The following is a 19,159-nucleotide window of genomic DNA, read 5'->3' on the forward strand; positions in this document are numbered from 1 at the left end:
CCGCACGAATGCGGCTGATCCCTTTTCGGGTTGTCTTGCCAAAGTAGGGTGTCCCCCGCTCAGTGTCATGAGTTTGGGCGCATTCCTGCGAAAACGTCAACCCAAGAGCCGGGAAAACAGGCAGACCTGCATAGGTTGCCCAAACGGAAAGCAGCGGCCTAGGCGGCGCCGGGGTTCGCAAGCTGGAAATACGTCGCGGCATGGTTGAATTCACCGCGCTTATACTCCGCCGTTGCTTGCGCTTCCTCGTCCGCGCCCCATTGCTCTGCCTGCCATGTCTCGTCAATGCGGGACAGGGACCAGAGCGTGTCGGGATCGTGCAGCCGTTCCGCCGTGGCGAAACCGAGAATCAGCGACCCTGTAAGCGATACCAGATCATGGAACGCAGCCAGCCGGAAGGCATCCAGCGTGTGGACCCGCGCCGACAGTCGCGCCAGCGCGGCGGCATCCTGCGGCGCGTGGATCACGCCAAGGCGCGGCACAAGCCTCGCGCCCAGCGCAGCCCCGGCCCAGTCCAGAACCGGATCCCATGCGTCGGCCTGCCGGCTGACCAGTTCTTCGGGGTGATCGGCACGGTAACACAGCAGGTCGGCATCGCCATAGGCCCCCAGCATGTCGGCCACCTCGGCGTGTTGCAGCGTGACCTTGTCCAGGGCCGAGTTGCTCATCCGGGTGAAGGGCATGGTGGCAGGATTGACCCGCGCCTCTTGCGCGTCCCATTCTGCCGCGATCTGACGGGCCAGTGCCTCGGTCGGGACGACAAGCGGCGTCTTTGCCGGTGTGCGCACCGGGCGGCCGTCTAGCGTCACGGCCCAGCCAGCGCCCTGCGGCGTGACCTCGGCGGATTTCCAGAAGCGTTTGGGGGCCCATTCGCTCATGTCGCAAGCTCCAGCAGATCGTCCAGAACGCGGCCCAGCGCGGCGGTGTCCTCCACCACGCGGTCGGCCCCGGACAGGTGTGGCGCGGGGTGATAGCCCCAGGTCACGCCGACGGAGCGGATCCGCGCGGCGCGCGCCATGTCGATGTCGAAAGAAGTGTCGCCGATCATCACCGCGCGGCCGGCATCGATGCCGGTCTCTGCCAGGCAGGTCAGCAGCATCGAAGGGTGCGGTTTCGACGGGTGATCGTCAGCGCATTGCGCCGTCACGAAGAAGCGCCGCAGGTCGAGCGTGTCCAGCAACGCCTCCAGCCCACGCCGCGACTTGCCCGTGGCGATGCCCAGCAACAGGTCGTCGCGGGCATGAAGAGCCTCGAGCAGCGGCCGGATGCCATCATACAGCGGCGACGAGGCCGCGCCGTTCTGGTGACGCAGCCGCGCGTAGCTGGTCTTGTAGGCCTCGACCATCCGCGCCAGCCGATCGTCGGACTCGTCCCCGGCAAGCCGCGCGATGGCGCCGGGCAGGGACAGGCCCACCACGCCCAGCACCTCGGTGCGGGCGGGCGCGGGGCGGCCGATCTCGGCAAAGGCCGCCTCCATCGAGGCGAGGATATCCGCCTGGCTGTCGACCAGCGTGCCGTCGACGTCGAAGATCACCAGCCGCAGGGTCAATGCAGATCCTCGAACGGGTCCTCGGCAGCAAAGGATTCCTCCCAGCCCAGCGTCTCCCAGCTTTGCGCCATGTGCTCGGGCAGGGGCGCGTCGATGGTGATGGTCTTGTGCGTCACGGGATGCTCGAACTGCATCCGGCGGGCGTGCAGGTGCAGCTTTTTCGAGATCATACCACCCAGTTGCGCGCCCCAGCCGTCGCCCTTGTTTTCCTGACCCGAGCCGCCGTACTTGCCGTCGCCGATGATCGGATGGCCGATTTCGGCCATGTGGGCCCGCAGCTGGTGGGTGCGGCCTGTGATCGGCTCCATCGCCACCCAAGAGGCGCGACCCGCCACACGGTAGAGCGTGGCGTAGAGAGTTCGGGCGCGTTTCGCGCCCGGCGTGCCGTCGATGTCGCGCGGGTGCACGCAGATCATCTTTTCCGCCTCGCCCTTGCCGCCATGGCCTTGCGCCTTGACCAGGCCGTACTTGATCTCGCCGAGGTAAGGCGTCGGCACGCCGGCGACCAGCGCCCAGTAGATCTTGCGCGTCTCGCGGTGGCGGATGGCGGTGGTCAGTTTCGCCGCCATCTCGCGCGTTCGGGCCAGCAACAAGACGCCGGACGTGTCCTTGTCCAGCCGGTGAACGAGGCGCGGCTTTTCATCGAGGCCGAAGGTCAGCGCCTCGGCCAGGCCGTCGACATGGCGCGTCTGGCCGCTGCCGCCCTGCGTGGCAAGGCCGGGCGGCTTGTTCAGGGCGATGATGTGGTCGTCCTTCCAGATCACCGCGTCGCGGATCATCTCGGCATCCTTGTCCGAGACGGTCGGCGCCTTGCGCGCGACCGGTTTTTCGTCCGGCTCTGGCAGCGGCGGGATGCGCACCTGCTGGCCCACGGCAAGGCGGGTCGAGGCCTTGGCGCGCGCGCCATCCACCCGCAATTCACCCTTGCGGCACATCTTTTCGATGCGGCCCTGCTGGAGATGCGGGAAGATCCGCTTGAGCCAGCGGTCGAGCCGCTGGTCGCCGTCGCCGGGGCCGACGGTGATGGTCTGGACGCCGGTCATGTCAGGCTCCGCGCAAGGGAGAGGCCTGCGAACAGCGCCCCGATGGACAGGATGACCGAGCCCGCGACATAGGTCGCCGCCAGTCCGATCTGGCCGCGTTCATAAAGCGTGACCGCGTCCAGCGAGAAGGCCGAGAAGGTGGTGAAGCCGCCCAAGATGCCGGTCATCAGCAGCGGCGCATAGCGGTTGCCGTTGAACTGAAGCAGGGCGATCACCAGCACGCCCATCAGGAACGACCCCGCGATGTTCACGATCAGCGTGCCCCAGGGGAATCCCTTGCCCAGCAGGCGCGCAGCGGCGATGCCCGTCAGGTAACGGGCGCTGGCGCCGATGGCGCCGCCGAGGGCGACTTGGATCAGGGGTGTCATGGTCTCGCCTTCGCGCGTGGGGTGGAGGTTGTCAAGTGGGGCCTCTGCCCCCGGCCCTGCGGGCCTCCCCCGGAGTTTGTCGGGCAAGATGAAGCGGCAGGTCAGGTCTTTTTCCGCTGATCGCGCAGCCGTGCGAAATACTCGACCCGCTTTTTCAGGTCGCGTTCAAAGCCGCGTTCGACCGGGGCGTAGAATTCGGTCCTACCCATCGTTTCGGGGAAATAGTCCTGACCGCTGAACCCGTCCTCGGCATCGTGGTCATAGGCATAGCCCGCGCCGTAACCGTGGTCCTTCATCAGCCGGGTCGGCGCGTTCAGGATATGCTTGGGCGGCATCAGGCTTCCGGTCTTCCTGGCCGCGGCGCGGGCGGCCTTGTAGCCGGCATAGGCCGCGTTCGATTTCGGCGCGAGGGCGAGATAGACCAGCGCCTGCGCGATGGCGAGTTCGCCCTCGGGGCTGCCGAGTCGCTCGTAAGTTTCCCAGCCTTGCAGGCAGATCGACTGCGCCTGCGGATCGGCGAGGCCGATATCCTCGACCGCCATGCGGGTGATGCGGCGCGCCAGGTAGCGGGGATCCTCGCCCGCATCCAGCATCCGCGCGAACCAGTAGAGCGCGGCGTCGGGATCGCTGCCACGCACGGATTTGTGCAGGGCCGAGATCAGGTTGTAATGGCCGTCGCCCGACTTGTCGTATTGCGCGGCGCGGCGCATCAACCGCGAGCCCAGAGCCGCGGCATCGAGCGGTGCCTCGACCTTCCAGGCCATGACCTGTTCCACGAGGTTCAACAGCGCCCGCCCATCGCCATCGGCCATGCCCAGAAGCGCCTGCCGTGCCGCGTCGGTCAGGGGCAGCGTCCGGCCCAACGCCAGTTCCGCGCGGGAAGCCAGCCGTTCTAGGTCGGCCAGGCCCAGACGCTCCAGCACCAGGACCTGCGCGCGCGACAGTAGGGCGGCGTTCAGTTCGAACGAGGGATTTTCAGTGGTGGCGCCCACCAGCAGGATCGTTCCGTCCTCCATGTGTGGCAGGAACCCGTCCTGCTGCGCCTTGTTGAACCGGTGGATCTCGTCCACGAACAGGAGTGTCCCCTGCCCGCCAGCGCGGCGCAGTTTTGCCGCCTCGAAAACCTTGCGCAGGTCCGGCACACCCGTGAAGATCGCGCTGATCTGGACGAAATGCAGGTCGGTCGCGTCCGCGAGAAGCCGGGCGATGGTGGTCTTGCCGACACCGGGCGGGCCCCAGAAGACAATCGAAGACAGCGAGCCGGAGTCCAGCATCACGCCCAGCGGCGCGTCCGGGCCCAGCACCTGTTCCTGCCCGATGACCTCGGCCAGCGTCCTGGGCCGCAACCGGTCGGCCAGCGGGCGCGGCGCGCTGTCGGGGGGTGCGACGGGGGTGCCGGTGTCGAACAGGTCGGCCATCGCGTCAGAGCCGAAAGGACAGGACAAGGCGGCGGTTGCCGCGCAGCGCGTCGATCCGCACGCGCGGTGCCGCCCGTTGCAGCAGCGGCCCGACCTCGGCCGGGTTTTCCACCGCTGCGCCGTCAATGCCACGCAGAATGTCGCCCGTTTGCAGGCCCGCTCGCGCGCCATAGGGGCCGGGTTGCAGAACGACGATTCCGGCGGCGTCGATCGGCAGGTTCAACTCGGACGTCAGGGCGGGGTTCAGCCGCGCCACCTCGAGCCCGGGCAGCAGGTCGCGCGCGCCCAGCGTGACCGCGTCGCGCGGCGGGTCGTCGGGCGGGACGATCATCGCCACGGTGGCCTTAAAGGTCTCGTCCGCGCGGTGAAAGGTGACGTCGGCGGTCGATCCGATGCCACGCACCGACATGCGGTAGAGCATCTCGGGCGGGCTGTTCACGGGCAGGCCGTCGACCGCCAGGACCACGTCACCCACCCGAAGGCCCGCCTGCGCCAGCGGACTTTGCGGATGCAGATGCGCCAGCGCAACGCCACCCGGCCGGTCCAGGCCCAGCGTCGCGGCAAGGTCTCCGTCCACCGCTTGCCCGGCCGCGCCAGCCCAGGGGCGCTGGAACCGCGTCTCGCCGGCCCTGGCCTGGGTCACGAATTGTGCCACCAGCGCCGAGGGAATGGCAAAGCCGATGCCGTTGGACCCGCCAGAGCGCGTCAGGATCGAGGTGTTGACCCCGATCAGCCGCCCGGCCACGTCAATCAGTGCGCCGCCCGAGTTGCCCGGGTTGATCGGCGCGTCGGTCTGAATGAAATAGCCGCGCGCATTGCCCGTGGCCGCACCCGACCGCGCCAGCCCCGACACGATGCCTGAGGACACAGTCTGGCCGACGCCGAACGGGTTACCGATGGCCAGAACCAGTTCACCCACCTCGACCGTGTCGCTGTCGCGAAGGGACAGGCTGGGCATGTCCTCTGCGCCGTCCAGTTGCAGAATGGCAAGGTCGGATTCCTCGTCCGACAGCAGCACGGCGGCGGCGAATTCACGCCGATCGTTCAGCACCACCCGGATGTCCTGCGCCTGTCCGACGACATGGTAATTGGTCACCACGATGCCGTCCGCCGACAGGATCACGCCGGACCCGAGCGAGTTCTGCACCCGTGGCCGGGCCTGGAAGTCGCGGAACAGCTGACCGAAGAACGGGTCATCGGCAAAGGGGCTTTTCGCCTGCACCACCTGCCTTGCGTAGATGTTCACGACAGCGGGCGCGGCCTGTTTCACCAGTGGCGCGAAGGACAGGGAAATCTCGGCCTGGTCCTGCGGGACGCGCGTCTCGGCCCATGCGGGCGCGGCGAGGATCAGGCTCAGCAGCAGGGCGAAAAGGCGCATCGACGGGTCTCCGGTCGCGGTGGATCAGATATGCCGACCGCGGGGCCGGGTTTCAACCCGGCGGAAGAGGCAGGTCTCACCCTTGCCATGCCCGATCTAGGGCCTGGGCCGAAGAATCGGTGACGGTTTCTCGTGTCAGGTCTACAAGTGGCTCGGGCACGGCGCGTCGCGCCAAAAGCGAAAGGGTTCGGTCTCTTTCGCCTTCTGGCAGGATGGTCGCGTGTTCTGGTCTGCGTGCCGGTCACGCAACAAGGAGTGGGCCATGGCGTCCTTCTCGATCACGGGGTTCAGCAGCACCCCGCAATTGCTGACAGGCTCCGAAACCGGGTATATCGGGCCGAGAGGCGAACTGGTCCTGTCACAGGACGGGATCATTGCCCAGGGGACGTTGAATTCCATCACGGTTCTGGGCGTCATCGCGGTGACCGGCAACGATACGCAGGCGCAATGCATCGTCGCGGACGGGAGCACGGCCACTATCACCATTGGCGCACAGGCATCGCTGACCGCCCCCGGGGCCGCGCTGTTCAATATCTCAGGTGTGTCATGCCGCATTGCCAATGCCGGCCTGCTCAGCGGCGGAACCGAAGGGATCATTTCCGACTCGTTTGAAAATCCCGACTTCCAACTCTCTAATACCGGCACGATCACCGGGCAGATACGTGGCATCTACCTCGGCTACGTGCTTAATGCGACGATCCTCAATGACGGCCTGATTTCCGGACAGGCCAACGGATTTTACTGTCCCTACGGCAGGGATGGCCTGGCTGACGTGGAACTGGTCAACACGGGCACGCTGTCTGGCGGCGATTACAGCTATCTCAGCCTTGCCGCAGTCGTCGACCGAGTCACGAATGCCGGGCTGTTCATCGGCGACGCGGATTTCGGCGCGGGCAACGACATCTATGACGGACGGCTCGGGCAAATCGCGGGCATGGTCGCCGGCGGCGACGGCAACGATACGCTGCGCGGTGGGTCGGGCGACGAGGCGATGACAGGGGATGCCGGGTTCGACCGGCTGTCCGGCGGCGATGGCGACGATACGCTGGACGGCGGGTTCGGCGCCGACACGATCTGGGGCGGCACCGGGAATGACGAGGTCTCAGGCGGTCAGGGCAACGACGCGCTGTTCGGCAACGATGGCGACGACTGGCTGTCCGGGGACGGTAACGCCGATACGCTGGCGGGTGGCCAGGGTGACGATACGCTGAGCGGCGGCGCGGGCCCGGACACGTTCCTGTTCTATCGTCGCGCCGGGTTCGACACGATCACCGATTTCGAGAACGGCGTCGACAGGATCGACATGACGGCCTTCGGCATCCGGGCGACGGATTTCGCCAGCATCATCGCGCCTGCGCTGTCGAACGCCGGGGGCGCCACGCTGCTGGATTTCACCGCGATTGGCGGCGAGGGGTCGTTGCTGATCCGCGGCCTGGCCTTTGCGCAGGCGGATGCGGCGGATTTTGTGCTTTGAATTGAAAAGGCCCGCGCCGGGATGGCGCGGGCCTTGTATCCTTGCGGGATGACCAAGGTCATTCCTCGTCGGCAGTCTCTTCTGCGGCGACGCGGGCCTTGTCGGCGGCGCCCTTGGCGTCCAAGTCACGATCAACCAGTTCGATGATCGCCATCGGCGCCATGTCGCCATAGCGGAAGCCGGCCTTCAGCACGCGGGTATAGCCACCGGCACGCTCGGCATAGCGGGGGCCGAGGATGTCGAACAGCTTGGCGACCAGGACATCCTGCTTCAGCTGGGCTGCGGCCTGGCGGCGAGCGTGCAGATCGCCGCGCTTGCCCAGCGTGATCAGCTTGTCCATGACGCGCTTGAGTTCCTTGGCCTTGGGCAGGGTGGTCTTGATCTGCTCATGCTCGATCAGCGAGCCGGCCATGTTTGCCCACAGGGCCTTGCGGTGTTCGTGGGTGCGGTTCAGTCGGCGATAGCCGCTTGCGTGACGCATGTGTCTTACTCCTATGTGCCCTCTACGGGCGGTTTTGCTTTGTCAGGCCGGCGATGCGTGTCACCGGCTCTCCTTGGGGCAGATGCCCGGAAACCGGGCGGGCCGAGACCCGCCCGAATGACCTCAGAAGCTGTCTTCGAGCTTCTTGGCCAGGTCCTCGATGTTGTCCGGCGGCCAGTCCTCGACATCCATGCCCAGGTGCAGGCCCATGCCGGACAGCACTTCCTTGATCTCGTTCAGCGACTTGCGGCCGAAGTTCGGGGTGCGCAGCATCTCGGCTTCGGTCTTCTGGATCAGGTCGCCGATATAGACGATGTTGTCGTTCTTCAGGCAGTTCGCCGAACGCACGGACAGTTCCAGCTCGTCCACCTTCTTCAGGAGGAGCGGGTTGAACTCCAGCCCGTCGTCGTCGTCCTGGCGCGAGGCGCTCTCCGGCTCGTCGAAGTTGACGAAGATCGACAGCTGGTCCTGGACGATGCGCGCCGCGAAGGCTATCGCGTCCTCGGGTGTGACCGAACCGTCGGTTTCCACCTTCATGGTCAGCTTGTCATAGTCCAGCACCTGGCCCTCGCGCGTCGGCTGAACGTCATAGGCGACGCGCTTGACCGGCGAATAGATCGCGTCGATCGGGATCAGGCCGATAGGCGCGTCCTCGGGCTTGTTCTTGTCGGCGGCGACATAGCCCTTGCCCGTGTTGACGGTCAGTTCCATGTAGACCTCTGCACCCTCGTCGAGGTGGCAGATGACGTGCTCGCGGTTCAGGACCTCGATGCCGTTCGACTCCGAGATGTCGCCGGCGGTCACGACGCCCGGACCCTTGGCGTTGATCGACAGGCGCTTGGGCCCCTCGACTTCCATCTTCAGCGAGACCTGCTTGAGGTTCAGGACGATGTCGGTCACGTCCTCGCGGACGCCCGCCACGCTGGAGAATTCGTGCAGCACGTTGTCGATCTGCACGCTGGTGATCGCCGCGCCCTGAAGCGAGGACAAAAGCACGCGGCGCAGCGCGTTGCCCAGCGTCAGGCCAAAGCCGCGCTCCAGCGGTTCCGCGACGATGGTCGCCTGACGCGCCGGATCGTTACCCGGCTTGATTTCCAGCGCCGTCGGCTTGATCAGCTCGGCCCAGTTCTTGTGGATCATGAAAGTCCCTCCATACCTGCCCGGCGGCTCATGCCCTAAACCACTGGACGCCCGAGGTTGTAAAACGGCAAAAGCCGAAGCCAGGCCCACTGGCCCGGCTCCGACGAAATCCTGTGTCGCGTCAGACGCGACGGCGCTTCGGCGGGCGGCAGCCGTTGTGCGCGATCGGCGTCACGTCACGGATCGACGTGATGTTGAAGCCGACGGCAGCCAGTGCGCGCAGAGCCGACTCACGACCCGAACCGGGGCCCTGCACTTCGACTTCCAGCGTCTTGACGCCGTGTTCCTGCGCCTTGCGGCCCGCATCCTCGGCGGCCAGCTGGGCGGCATAGGGGGTCGACTTGCGCGATCCCTTGAAGCCCATCGTGCCGGCGGACGACCATGCAATGGCATTGCCCTGCACGTCCGAGATCAGGATCTTGGTGTTGTTGAAGCTGGAGTTCACATGTGCGACGCCAGCGGCGATGTTCTTGGAGACCTTCTTCTTGCCTCCGCGCGAACGGGTATCCCGTGCCATTTGCTTCGCCCTCCCTTACTTCTTCTTGCCGGCAATGGCCTTTGCGGGGCCCTTGCGCGTGCGTGCGTTGGTGTGGGTCCGCTGACCGCGGACGGGGAGGTTGCGGCGATGGCGCAGGCCGCGGTAGCAGCCGAGGTCCATCAGGCGCTTGATGTTCATCTGAACTTCGCGGCGCAGGTCGCCCTCGACGGTGTAGTTCGCGTCGATGTGCTCGCGGATCGCCAGAACTTCGGCGTCGCTAAGCTCGTTCACGCGGCGCGACTGGTCGATGCTCACGGCATCGCAGATCGCCCGGGCCGAGGTGTGGCCGATTCCGGTGATGTAGGTGAGCGCGATGGGAACGCGCTTGTGCGTCGGGATGTTGACGCCGGCAATACGTGCCACTTGTCTTTTCCTTTCGTTGCGGACCCGTGATCCCAGGTCCTTTTTTCACAACGGAAACCCGGCGCGTCAGCAAACCGGGTGTCTGTCATATCTCAGGTGATGGTCCCGAACCGATACAGCTCGATTCGGGCGCGGAGTCCCTTTCGGGATGGGGCTAACTATTTGGGCCGACCCGGAAGGTCAACCCCCCTGTCAAGCACATTGTTTGGCCACCTCTCTCTGCTTTCGTTAGGAGAAGGATGCGCGGGTTGCTAGCCTTTCCGCAGACGCATTTTTCCAGAAGGAATAAACCATGTCGCTTTCCGTCATTGGCGCCGGCTTTGGCCGGACAGGCACCGATTCGCTCAAGTCAGCGCTCAACATCCTCGGCTATGGACCCTGCCACCACATGCACGAGATCATGGCCAGCGAGGTTCAGCAGCAACGATGGCTGACCAAGGCGGTGGGTGAGAACATCGGCTGGGATTCGCTTTTCGAGGGGTTCAACTGCGCCGTCGACTGGCCCTCGGCCCGCTACTGGGAAGAACTCGCGGCGCTATACCCCGAGGCCAAGGTTGTCCTGACCCATCGCAGCCCGGAAAGCTGGTGGAACAGCTATTCCAAAACGATCCTGCCCGCGCTGATGCGGTTCCGGGAACAGCAGGATCAGCCCTCGATGGCTTGGCTGGTCGTCGGCGCCGACTATTTCGAGGGACGGCCTGACGACAAGGACTTCGTGCTGGAACGCTACGCGGACAACATCGCACGGGCCCGCTCCAGCGTGGCGCCTGACAGGCTGATCGAGCTGGAACTGGGTAACGGGTGGGACGCGCTCTGCGCGGGTCTTGGTGTGCCTGTTCCCGATGTTCCCTATCCTTCGGGAAACACCACGGTCGATTTCCGCACCAAGCTGGAACTCGACTGACCCACCGGGCAGCGCAGGCATGAAAAAGGGCGGCTCGACGCCGCCCTTCCTGATCTCGCGTCGAAGCGTCAGTGCTTCTTCGCCCACTTGTCGATCTGGTCGCGGGCCTCTTCCTTGGCGACGCCATAGCGTTCCTGGATGATCCCCGCCAGTTTCTCGCGGTCGCCACCAGCCTGAATGACCTCGTCATCGGTCAGCTTGCCCCATTGGGCCTGCACTTCGCCCTTGAGTTGCGACCATTGGCCTTTGATCTGGTCCCAGTTCATGATGAACCTCCTTTCGCTCTGCCAAAGAAACGGTGGCGGCGTGCAGAAAGTTCCCGAAATCCGCGGATGGATGGTCAGCCGCCGATGGCGGCTTCGATGATCAGGTGCCAGACAACCATGCCAGACACCGCAGGAATGATCAGGACAAGAAAAAGCCCGGAGGGTGTCCGGGCTTTATCGTTCCAGTAGAAGCGCCGCATTCAGGCGTCCAGCATGCCCGAGATCGCCGCCTTGACCGTGTCCATGTCGCCCATGCCGTCGACCGACTTCAGGTCGCCCTTGGCATAGTAGTAGCCGAGCAGCGGCGAGGTCTTCTTGTAGTATTCCATCAGCCGGGTGCGCAGGCTGTCCTCGTTGTCGTCGGCACGGCGCTTGAACTCGGCCTTCTGGCCGCAAGAGGTGCAGACGCCATCCGCCGGGATCGGCTTGGTCTGGTCGTTGTAGACCTCGCCGCAATTGCCGCAGGTCGAACGGGCGGTGATCCGGGCGACCAGCGCCGCGTCATCCACCTGCATCTCGATCACCGCGTCCAGCGTCTGGCCTTCCTCCGCCAGCAACTCGCCCAGCGCGTCGGCCTGGGCCAGCGTGCGCGGGAAGCCGTCGAAGATGAATCCGTTGGCTTTCACCGTTTCCAGCTTTTCTCGGATCAGGCCAATCACGATCTCGTCCGTCACAAGCTCGCCCCGCGCCATCACGCCGGCAACCAGGTTGCCCATCTCGGTGCCCGAATCCTTGGCCTCGCGCAGCATGTCGCCGGTCGAGAGCTGCACCATGCCGCGTTCCTCGACGAGGATCCGCGCCTGAGTGCCCTTACCCGCCCCCGGCGGTCCCAGAAGAATGATGTTCATCGACGCGACGGTGCCCCTCGTTTCTTCCGACCCTTTCCGCGCAGTTGCGACTTCTGGATCAGGCCTTCGTATTGATGCGCCAGCAGGTGACTCTGGACCTGCTGGATCGTGTCCATGGTCACGCTCACCACGATCAGGACCGAGGTGCCGCCGAAGTAGAACGGCACGGCGAACTCGTTGCGGATGATCTCGGGCAGCAGGCAGACCGCTGCAAGATAGGCCGAGCCCATGACCAGCACGCGGTTGACCACGTATTCCAAGTATTCCGCTGTCTTCTTGCCCGGGCGGATTCCGGGGACAAAGCCGTTCTGGTTCTTCAGGTTGTCGGCCACGTCATCCGGCTTGAACGCCACGTTGAACGTGTAGAAATACGCGAAGAAGACGATCATCGCCGCGAAGAACAGCAGGTACAGCGGCTGTCCCGGCCCGAAATAGGCCAGGATCGTCGACATGACCGGCCCGGTATCCGAGCCCGAGAAGGTCGAGATCGTGACCGGCAGCAGCAATAAGGACGAGGCGAAGATCGCCGGGATCACGCCCGACGGGTTCACCTTGACCGGCAGGTGGCTGGACTGCGCCTCGGTCATCTTCATGCCGACCTGGCGACGCGGATACTGGATGGTGATCTTGCGCAGCGCGCGCTCCATGAACACGACGAAGGCGATCGTCGCCACCACCATCAGGATGACGCCCACAATCACCGCCGGGCTGATCGCGCCGGTGCGGCCGGATTCGAAGAACTGCGCCAATGCGGCGGGAACCTCGGCGATGATGCCGACGAAGATGATGAGCGAGATGCCGTTGCCGACGCCGCGCTGGGTGATCTGCTCGCCCAGCCACATCAGAAACATCGTGCCGCCGACCAGTGTGATCACGCAAGACGCGCGGAAATACCAGCCGGGATCGGTCACCAGGTCGCCCGCTTCGAGCGACGCGGCCAGGCCGTAGGCCTGCAACGTCGCCAGCAGCACCGTGCCGTAGCGGGTATACTGGTTGATCTTCTTGCGCCCCTGCTCGCCCTCTTTCTTCAGCTGCTCCAGCTGCGGCACCATGGCCGCCAGGAGCTGCACGATGATCGAGGCCGAAATGTAGGGCATGATGCCCAGCGCGAAGATGCCCATGCGGCCCAGCGCGCCGCCGGTGAACATCGACACCATGCCTGCGATCCCCTGCCCTGCCTGCTCGACGAAGTCGATCAGCGCCGCGCCGTCGATGCCGGGAACGGGCAGGTAGGTGCCGATCCGGTAGACGATCAGAAGGCCGAGGGTGAAGAGGATGCGGTTGCGCAGGTCGGTGGCCTTGCCAAGCGCCGCCCAGCTGGTGTTGGCGGCCATTTGCTCTGCTGCGGATACCATGCGGATCTCTCTTTTCAGGCAAACGCCGCCGCGGGGCGTTCTCCGGCGGCGGCGTTCATGGAAAACTGTAGGCTATTTAGGCGTGCTTGCGCGCGCCCTCAAGGCGTTATTCCGCCGCTGCTGCCGACGTGACCGTCAGCGAACCGCCTGCCTTGGCCACCGCATCGACCGCCGCCTGCGAGGCGCCGGTAACGGTGATCGCGGCCTTGGTGGTCAGATCGCCCTTCGCGAGCACGCGGATACCGTCCAGCTTGCGGCGCACGGCGCCCGATGCGACCAGCGCATCTTCGGTGATGTTGCCGGCGTCCAGCTTGCCCGCCTCGATGAACTTCTGGATGATGCCCAGGTTGATCACGGCATAGGCCTTGCGGTTCGGCTTGTTGAAGCCGCGCTTGGGCAGACGCTGGTAGAGCGGCATCTGGCCGCCCTCGTAGCCGTTCAGGGCCACGCCCGAACGGGATTTCTGGCCCTTGATGCCGCGGCCGGCGGTCTTGCCCTTGCCAGAGCCCGGGCCGCGCGCCACGCGCTTCTTGGTTCGGGTTGCGCCGGGATTGTCGCGCAGTTCGTTGAGTTTCATGTCGCTTCTCCTTTGCCGGATGCTGCCCGCGAAGCGAAGATGGGCAGACCACGGCGTTTCTTGATTGCTGAGTCGGGCCTTGGCGGCCACCGGGGGCGTATAGCGGCGGCAACCGCCGCGATCAAGCCGTGTTTGCGGAAAGCTCCATTGACTTCCCGCAACCCCTGGTCCATATGCCCCCTACCTGCCGCACCCGCCGCGTGAGCGGAGCAGCTGGGCGCCAAGAATAAAACCAAGCGGCCCGCACGGCAGACAATCCCAATCGGTTCCCAATTCACGCGGGGGTCCAGCGTCGCATCGCGGTCTGGCATCCTGTCGGCTTGCGCACTTCGCGGCGGAACCCACGCTTGCGGCCCCGTCCGGGGTGCGCATGCCATGCGGCACGCATCCGGCGTTTCCGCACACAAGGATATGACTTTGGACTTTTCCATGCTGGGCCTGCCGGCCCGCCTTCTGACCAACCTCGAAACCCTCAAGATCACCGAGCCGTCGCCGATCCAGAAGCAGGCCATCCCGCACGCCATGAACGGCCGTGACGTGATGGGCCTCGCGCAGACCGGCACCGGCAAGACCGCCGCCTTCGGCTTGCCGCTGCTGTCCGCGATCCTGCGGATGGAGGGCCGCCCGGCGCCGAAATCGGTGCGCGGCCTGATCCTTGCGCCGACGCGCGAGTTGGCCAAGCAGATCCTCGACAACCTGCGCGACTACGCCGACGGCACCTCTGTCCGCATCGGCCTGGTGGTCGGCGGTGGCTCGATCAACGCGCAGGTGCAGCGCCTGGCCAAGGGCACCGACCTGCTGGTGGCGACGCCGGGTCGCCTGATCGACCTGATCGACCGCAAGGCCGTGCGCCTTGACCTGACCGAATTCCTGGTGCTGGACGAGGCCGACCAGATGCTCGACCTCGGTTTCATCCACGCGCTGCGCCGCATCGCGCCGCTGCTCAAGGCCGACCGCCAGACCATGCTGTTCTCGGCCACCATGCCAAAGCAGATGGCGGAACTGGCGCAGGCCTATCTGAACAACCCCGTCCGGGTCGAGGTCTCTCCGCCGGGCAAGCCCGTCGAGAAGATCGACCAGTCGGTCCACTTCGTCGACCAGTCGTCCAAGACCGGCCTGCTGATCGAGCACCTGTCCCAGCACCAGCCGCAGGCGGCGCTGGTCTTTGCCCGGACCAAGCATGGCGCGGAACGGCTGCGCAAGCACCTCGAGGCTGCCGGCTATGCCGCCGAGTCGGTGCATGGCAACAAGAGCCAGGGCCAGCGCGACCGCGCCCTGCGCGCCTTCAAGGAAGGCGAGGCAACGGTGCTGGTGGCGACGGACGTCGCTGCGCGCGGCATCGACATTCCCTCGGTCCGCTTCGTCTACAACTACGACATGCCAAACGTGCCGGACAATTACGTGCACAGGATCGGCCGCACCGCACGGGCGGGCCGCGACGGCACCGCCATCGCCTATTGCGCGCAGGAAGAGATGTCGGAATTCCGCGCCGTGCAAAAGGTGATGGGCCGCGATATCCCCGTCGCCGGTGGTACCCCGTGGGAGGGCGCCGGCAAGGGCCCTTCTCGTGGCGGGCGCGGCCGGGGCAAGCCGCAGGGTAGTCGCCCGCCGCAGGCACAGGCGGGCCGTCCCCGCCGCTCGCGTGGCCGCAAGGCCGCCTGAGACAGGACGCGACTCAGGCAGGGCGGGTTTTCGACCCGCCCTGCTTCGGGGCTGACAGCGCCCCTTTGGACTGGCAATCTGGGACGAACCCCAGCAGACCGGACCGATGACAGAAATCCTCACCCTCACCGTCAATCCCGCCCTCGACCTCTCGACAGAGGCGCCGGCGGTGATCCCCGACCGCAAGCTGCGCTGCACCGCGCCACTGGTCCATCCGGGTGGCGGCGGGGTCAATGTCAGCCGCGCCATCGCGAATCTTGGCGGCGACAGCCACCCGATGCTGGCCTGGGGTGGACCCACCGGTGAAATGCTGGTTGCGCTGCTGCGCGAAGAGGGTCTGACACCCGAGCCGCTGGGCGTCGACCACCCAACACGGCAATCTGTTTCGGTCCGCGATCAGGCGACGGGCCTGCAATACCGCTTCATGATGCCCGGGCCGGACTGGACAACAGGCGATTGCGATACTGCCCGCGCGGCGATCCTCGCGGCGATCCGCCCCGGTGCGCTGGTGATCCCCTCGGGCTCTCTGCCGCCAGGCATGCCGCTGGATTTCTTCCTCGACCTGCAACCGGCGATCAACGCGGGTGGCGGGCGCATGATGCTGGACACGTCCGGCGAGGCGCTGCGCCATGCCGTCGACCGCGCCGCGAACCTGTTCGCCTTGCGCATGGACCATGCCGAGGCGCGCGAGCTGTCGGGCCACCCGCTGGTGGGCATCGCCGAAATCGCGGCCTATGCCCGCGACCTGCGCGCGGGGGGCGTCGCAGAGATCGTCATCATCGCCGCCGGCGCGCAGGGCAACGTGATCGCCTGCACTGACTGGGTGGGCCTGACCCGCCCCCCGATGGTCGTGCCGATCTCCAAGATCGGTGCCGGCGACAGTTTCGTCGGCGCCTTCGCCCTGTCGATCAGCCGGGGCGAGGATCCGGTCACCGCCTGCTGCCGGGGCACTGCCGCCGCGGCATCGGCCGTCACGACGCAGGGCACAGCCCTGTGCCGCCGAGACGAGACCGAACGTTTCTTCGGCCAGGTGACGCGGATTCCGCTCTAGGCCGGGGTCACGACCCGCAGCGTCAGGTTGATCCGCCCGCCATTGGGCAGCAGCGTCGACGATCCGAACCGGATGCGGTCCACCCCGTGATGGCGCAGCCGCGCCTCGCCCCCCATCACCACCACGTCGCCCGAGCGCAGCCAGACCGACTCGGTGCTTCCGCCGCGCCCGGTATTGCCCATGCGGAACAGGCCCTCGTCCCCGAGGCTGACGGAGACTACAGGCGCAGCGAAATCCGCCTCGTCCCGGTCCTGGTGCAGCCCCATCCGGGCGCCCTCGCCATACCAGTTGACCAGGCAGCACTCCGGCAGGCGATCGCAGCCCGACACCGCCTGCCACACGCGCAGCACCGACTGCGGGATCGGCGGCCAGGCCACACCCGAAGGATGCCGCGGCTCGTATCGATAGCCGCGCCGGTCGCTGACCCAGCCGAAATCGCCGCAGGCGCTCATCCGCACCGACATCTTCTGGCCGCGCGGCGTTTCCGGCCGGACCAGCGGTGCTGCGGCGAGAACGCCGCGCAGATCCGCGACCATCGCCTCTTGCGCGGGGCGGTCCAGGAATCCGTCGAACAAGGCAAAGCCACGGATCAGGCGCGGCTCAGCCATCGAGCGCCGCCTTGCGAAACTGTTGCAAAAATACCTCCAATCCCTCTTGCATCCCTGTTGCAGGGTTTTTCCCCGGTGCCTATATACTCGCTGATCCTGACGGGCTGCACCATGTGGTCCGCTGAAATCAACCATGGGCCGGATGCCGAAATCCAAAGGGTCCGGCCATATCATCGCCTGAAGAAAGGGATTAGAAACATGGGTAAAGTGATCGGTATCGACCTCGGGACCACGAACTCCTGCGTCGCCATCATGGATGGTTCGCAGCCGCGCGTGATTGAAAACTCCGAGGGCGCACGCACCACTCCCTCCATCGTCGCCTTCACCGAGAATGAGCGTCTCGTCGGCCAGCCCGCCAAGCGGCAGGCCGTGACCAACCCGGAAAACACCGTCTTCGGTGTCAAGCGCCTGATCGGCCGCCGTTATGACGACGCGCACCTTGCGAAAGACCGCAAGAACATGCCGTTCGAGGTGATCGACGCCGGCAATGGCGACGCCTGGGTTCGCGCCCGCGGCGAGAAATATTCGCCGAGCCAGATTTCCGCCTTCATCCTGCAGAAGATGAAGGAAACCGCCGAGTCTTATCTTGGCGAAGAGGTGACGCAGGCCGTCATCACCGTTCCCGCCTATTTCAACGACGCCCAGCGTCAGGCCACCAAGGACGCCGGCAAGATCGCCGGTCTCGAGGTGCTGCGCATCATCAACGAGCCGACGGCCGCCGCGCTGGCCTATGGTCTCGACAAGAAGGACAGCAAGACGATCGCGGTCTATGACCTCGGCGGCGGCACCTTCGACGTGACCATTCTGGAGATCGACGACGGCCTGTTCGAGGTGAAGTCGACAAACGGCGACACGTTCCTCGGCGGCGAGGACTTCGACATGCGCATCGTCAACTACCTCGCGGACGAGTTCCAGAAAGAACACGCCACCGACCTGCGCAAGGACAAGATGGCGCTTCAGCGTCTCAAGGAAGCCGCCGAAAAGGCAAAGATCGAGCTGTCCTCGTCCAGCCAGACCGAGATCAACCAGCCCTTCATCTCGATGGGCGCGAACGGTCAGCCGCTGCACATGGTGATGAAGCTGACCCGCGCCAAGCTGGAAAGCCTGGTGGGCGACCTGATCAAGGCTTCCATCAAGCCCTGCCAGGCCGCGCTCAAAGACGCCGGCCTGACCACCAGCGACATTGACGAGGTCGTGCTGGTCGGCGGTCAGACCCGCATGCCGAAAGTCATCGAGGAAGTGACCAAGTTCTTCGGCAAGGAGCCGCACAAGGGCGTCAACCCGGATGAGGTCGTGGCCATGGGCGCCGCGATCCAGGCCGGCGTGCTGCAGGGTGACGTCAAGGACGTGGTCCTGCTGGACGTCACACCGCTGAGCCTCGGCATCGAGACGCTGGGCGGCGTGTTCACCCGCCTTATTGATCGCAACACGACGATCCCGACGAAGAAGAGCCAGGTGTTCTCGACCGCCGAGGACAACCAGAACGCCGTGACGATCCGGGTCTTCCAGGGCGAGCGCGAGATGGCTGCGGACAACAAGATGCTCGGCCAGTTCAACCTGGAGAACATCCCGCCCGCGCCGCGCGGCATGCCGCAGATCGAGGTGACCTTCGACATCGACGCCAACGGCATCGTGTCGGTCAGTGCCAAGGACAAGGGCACCGGCAAGGAGCAGAAGATCACGATCCAGGCTTCGGGCGGCCTGTCCGACGAGGATATCGATCGCATGGTCCGCGAGGCCGAGGAGAACGCCGAAGCCGACAAGGGCCGCCGCGAACTCGTCGAGGCGCGCAACCAGGCCGAAAGCCTCATCCACTCGACCGAGAAGTCGATCGAGGAACATGGCGACAAGGTCGACCCCTCGACCATCGAGGCGATCGAACTGGCCATCGCCGCGCTCAAGGACGACCTGGAAAAGGACAATGCCAGCGCCGACAAGATCAAGTCGGGCATCCAGAACGTGACCGAAGTGGCCATGCGCCTGGGCGAGGCGATCTACAAGGCACAGTCCGACTCGGGTGATGATGAGCCGAGGGCAGCGGATGCCGGCGGTGCGGACGACGACAGCATCGTCGACGCCGACTTCGAGGATCTCGACGACAGCAAGCGCGCCTGATGCGGGTCGCGCGGTTCTGAT

21 protein-coding genes are annotated in these 19,159 nt (G+C 65.6%); 5 read left to right on the forward strand and 16 right to left on the reverse strand.

Going from position 1 to position 19,159, the window contains the following annotated elements; all coding sequences use genetic code 11:
• Positions 1-158: 158 nt before the first annotated feature.
• The 6 genes from KB874_RS16200 to KB874_RS16225 form a co-directional block, all read right to left on the reverse strand.
• Positions 159-878 carry an ATP12 family chaperone protein gene (locus KB874_RS16200; RefSeq protein ID WP_212537592.1) on the reverse strand — a complete coding sequence of 240 codons (720 nt, stop codon included), beginning with the start codon at positions 876-878 and terminating at the stop codon, positions 159-161.
• The gene (locus tag KB874_RS16205; RefSeq protein ID WP_212537593.1) at positions 875-1,549 is read right to left on the reverse strand and encodes an HAD-IA family hydrolase; all 675 of its coding nucleotides are present in this window, start codon (positions 1,547-1,549) and stop codon (positions 875-877) included. The genes KB874_RS16200 and KB874_RS16205 overlap by 4 nt, the downstream gene beginning before the upstream one ends.
• On the reverse strand, positions 1,546-2,592 hold the full coding sequence (locus KB874_RS16210) for an RluA family pseudouridine synthase (protein WP_212537594.1): 1,047 nt from the start codon (positions 2,590-2,592) through the stop codon (positions 1,546-1,548). Before KB874_RS16210 ends, KB874_RS16205 begins: the two co-directional genes overlap by 4 nt.
• Positions 2,589-2,960, reverse strand: coding sequence for a fluoride efflux transporter CrcB (gene crcB / locus KB874_RS16215; RefSeq protein ID WP_212537595.1), 372 nt, complete (start codon positions 2,958-2,960; stop codon positions 2,589-2,591). Before crcB ends, KB874_RS16210 begins: the two co-directional genes overlap by 4 nt.
• Before the next feature lie 101 nt (positions 2,961-3,061).
• Entirely contained in the window at positions 3,062-4,378 is a 1,317-nt protein-coding gene (locus tag KB874_RS16220; RefSeq protein WP_212537596.1) for a replication-associated recombination protein A, read from the reverse strand.
• 4 nt (positions 4,379-4,382) lie between these two features.
• The gene (locus KB874_RS16225) at positions 4,383-5,756 is read right to left on the reverse strand and encodes a trypsin-like peptidase domain-containing protein (RefSeq protein ID WP_212537597.1); all 1,374 of its coding nucleotides are present in this window, start codon (positions 5,754-5,756) and stop codon (positions 4,383-4,385) included.
• A gap of 262 nt (positions 5,757-6,018) precedes the next feature.
• Between KB874_RS16225 and KB874_RS16230 the strand changes: the two genes are divergently transcribed.
• On the forward strand, positions 6,019-7,230 hold the full coding sequence (locus tag KB874_RS16230) for a calcium-binding protein (protein ID WP_212537598.1): 1,212 nt from the start codon (positions 6,019-6,021) through the stop codon (positions 7,228-7,230).
• Positions 7,231-7,288: 58 nt separating this feature from the next.
• On the opposite strand, the gene rplQ is transcribed toward KB874_RS16230, so the two are convergent.
• From rplQ to rpsM, 4 genes are all read right to left on the reverse strand, one after another.
• Positions 7,289-7,711: a 50S ribosomal protein L17 gene (rplQ, locus tag KB874_RS16235; protein WP_212537599.1), complete on the reverse strand. Its 423-nt coding sequence runs from the start codon at positions 7,709-7,711 to the stop codon at positions 7,289-7,291.
• A 123-nt stretch (positions 7,712-7,834) separates the two neighbouring features.
• A complete protein-coding gene (locus tag KB874_RS16240) occupies positions 7,835-8,851 on the reverse strand; it encodes a DNA-directed RNA polymerase subunit alpha (RefSeq protein WP_212537600.1) in 1,017 nt (338 codons plus the stop codon).
• Positions 8,852-8,972: 121 nt separating this feature from the next.
• Positions 8,973-9,368, reverse strand: coding sequence for a 30S ribosomal protein S11 (rpsK, locus tag KB874_RS16245; protein ID WP_212537601.1), 396 nt, complete (start codon positions 9,366-9,368; stop codon positions 8,973-8,975).
• Between the two features lie 15 nt (positions 9,369-9,383).
• Positions 9,384-9,752 (reverse strand): 30S ribosomal protein S13, encoded by a 369-nt coding sequence (gene rpsM, locus KB874_RS16250; protein ID WP_212537602.1) that lies wholly within the window; start codon positions 9,750-9,752, stop codon positions 9,384-9,386.
• 292 nt (positions 9,753-10,044) lie between these two features.
• Here rpsM and KB874_RS16255 point away from each other — a divergent pair, with 292 nt between their 5' ends.
• Positions 10,045-10,656 carry a sulfotransferase family protein gene (locus tag KB874_RS16255; RefSeq protein WP_212537603.1) on the forward strand — a complete coding sequence of 204 codons (612 nt, stop codon included), beginning with the start codon at positions 10,045-10,047 and terminating at the stop codon, positions 10,654-10,656.
• Between the two features lie 68 nt (positions 10,657-10,724).
• On the opposite strand, the gene KB874_RS16260 is transcribed toward KB874_RS16255, so the two are convergent.
• The 5 genes from KB874_RS16260 to rplO form a co-directional block, all read right to left on the reverse strand.
• Positions 10,725-10,922, reverse strand: a complete 198-nt coding sequence (locus KB874_RS16260) for a CsbD family protein (RefSeq protein ID WP_212537604.1) — start codon at positions 10,920-10,922, stop codon at positions 10,725-10,727.
• A gap of 74 nt (positions 10,923-10,996) precedes the next feature.
• The gene (locus KB874_RS23205; RefSeq protein WP_283054838.1) at positions 10,997-11,122 is read right to left on the reverse strand and encodes a hypothetical protein; all 126 of its coding nucleotides are present in this window, start codon (positions 11,120-11,122) and stop codon (positions 10,997-10,999) included.
• Complete coding sequence (locus KB874_RS16265; RefSeq protein WP_212537605.1) at positions 11,123-11,770, reverse strand: adenylate kinase; 648 nt, start codon at positions 11,768-11,770, stop codon at positions 11,123-11,125.
• Positions 11,767-13,125 (reverse strand): preprotein translocase subunit SecY, encoded by a 1,359-nt coding sequence (gene secY, locus KB874_RS16270; protein ID WP_212537606.1) that lies wholly within the window; start codon positions 13,123-13,125, stop codon positions 11,767-11,769. Before secY ends, KB874_RS16265 begins: the two co-directional genes overlap by 4 nt.
• Before the next feature lie 106 nt (positions 13,126-13,231).
• The gene (gene rplO, locus KB874_RS16275) at positions 13,232-13,702 is read right to left on the reverse strand and encodes a 50S ribosomal protein L15 (RefSeq protein ID WP_212537607.1); all 471 of its coding nucleotides are present in this window, start codon (positions 13,700-13,702) and stop codon (positions 13,232-13,234) included.
• Between the two features lie 411 nt (positions 13,703-14,113).
• Between rplO and KB874_RS16280 the strand changes: the two genes are divergently transcribed.
• Both KB874_RS16280 and KB874_RS16285 read left to right on the forward strand, forming a co-directional pair.
• Positions 14,114-15,364, forward strand: coding sequence for a DEAD/DEAH box helicase (locus KB874_RS16280; RefSeq protein WP_249200549.1), 1,251 nt, complete (start codon positions 14,114-14,116; stop codon positions 15,362-15,364).
• 106 nt (positions 15,365-15,470) lie between these two features.
• On the forward strand, positions 15,471-16,415 hold the full coding sequence (locus tag KB874_RS16285) for a 1-phosphofructokinase family hexose kinase (RefSeq protein ID WP_212537608.1): 945 nt from the start codon (positions 15,471-15,473) through the stop codon (positions 16,413-16,415).
• Here KB874_RS16285 and KB874_RS16290 read toward each other — a convergent pair.
• Positions 16,412-17,023 (reverse strand): alpha-ketoglutarate-dependent dioxygenase AlkB family protein, encoded by a 612-nt coding sequence (locus KB874_RS16290; protein WP_212537609.1) that lies wholly within the window; start codon positions 17,021-17,023, stop codon positions 16,412-16,414. The genes KB874_RS16285 and KB874_RS16290 overlap by 4 nt on opposite strands.
• A gap of 198 nt (positions 17,024-17,221) precedes the next feature.
• Here KB874_RS16290 and dnaK point away from each other — a divergent pair, with 198 nt between their 5' ends.
• Complete coding sequence (gene dnaK / locus KB874_RS16295) at positions 17,222-19,138, forward strand: molecular chaperone DnaK (protein ID WP_212537610.1); 1,917 nt, start codon at positions 17,222-17,224, stop codon at positions 19,136-19,138.
• Positions 19,139-19,159 lie beyond the last annotated feature (21 nt).

The organism is Thetidibacter halocola (assembly GCF_018224955.1).
In the GTDB taxonomy this organism is placed as follows: domain Bacteria; phylum Pseudomonadota; class Alphaproteobacteria; order Rhodobacterales; family Rhodobacteraceae; genus Thetidibacter; species Thetidibacter halocola.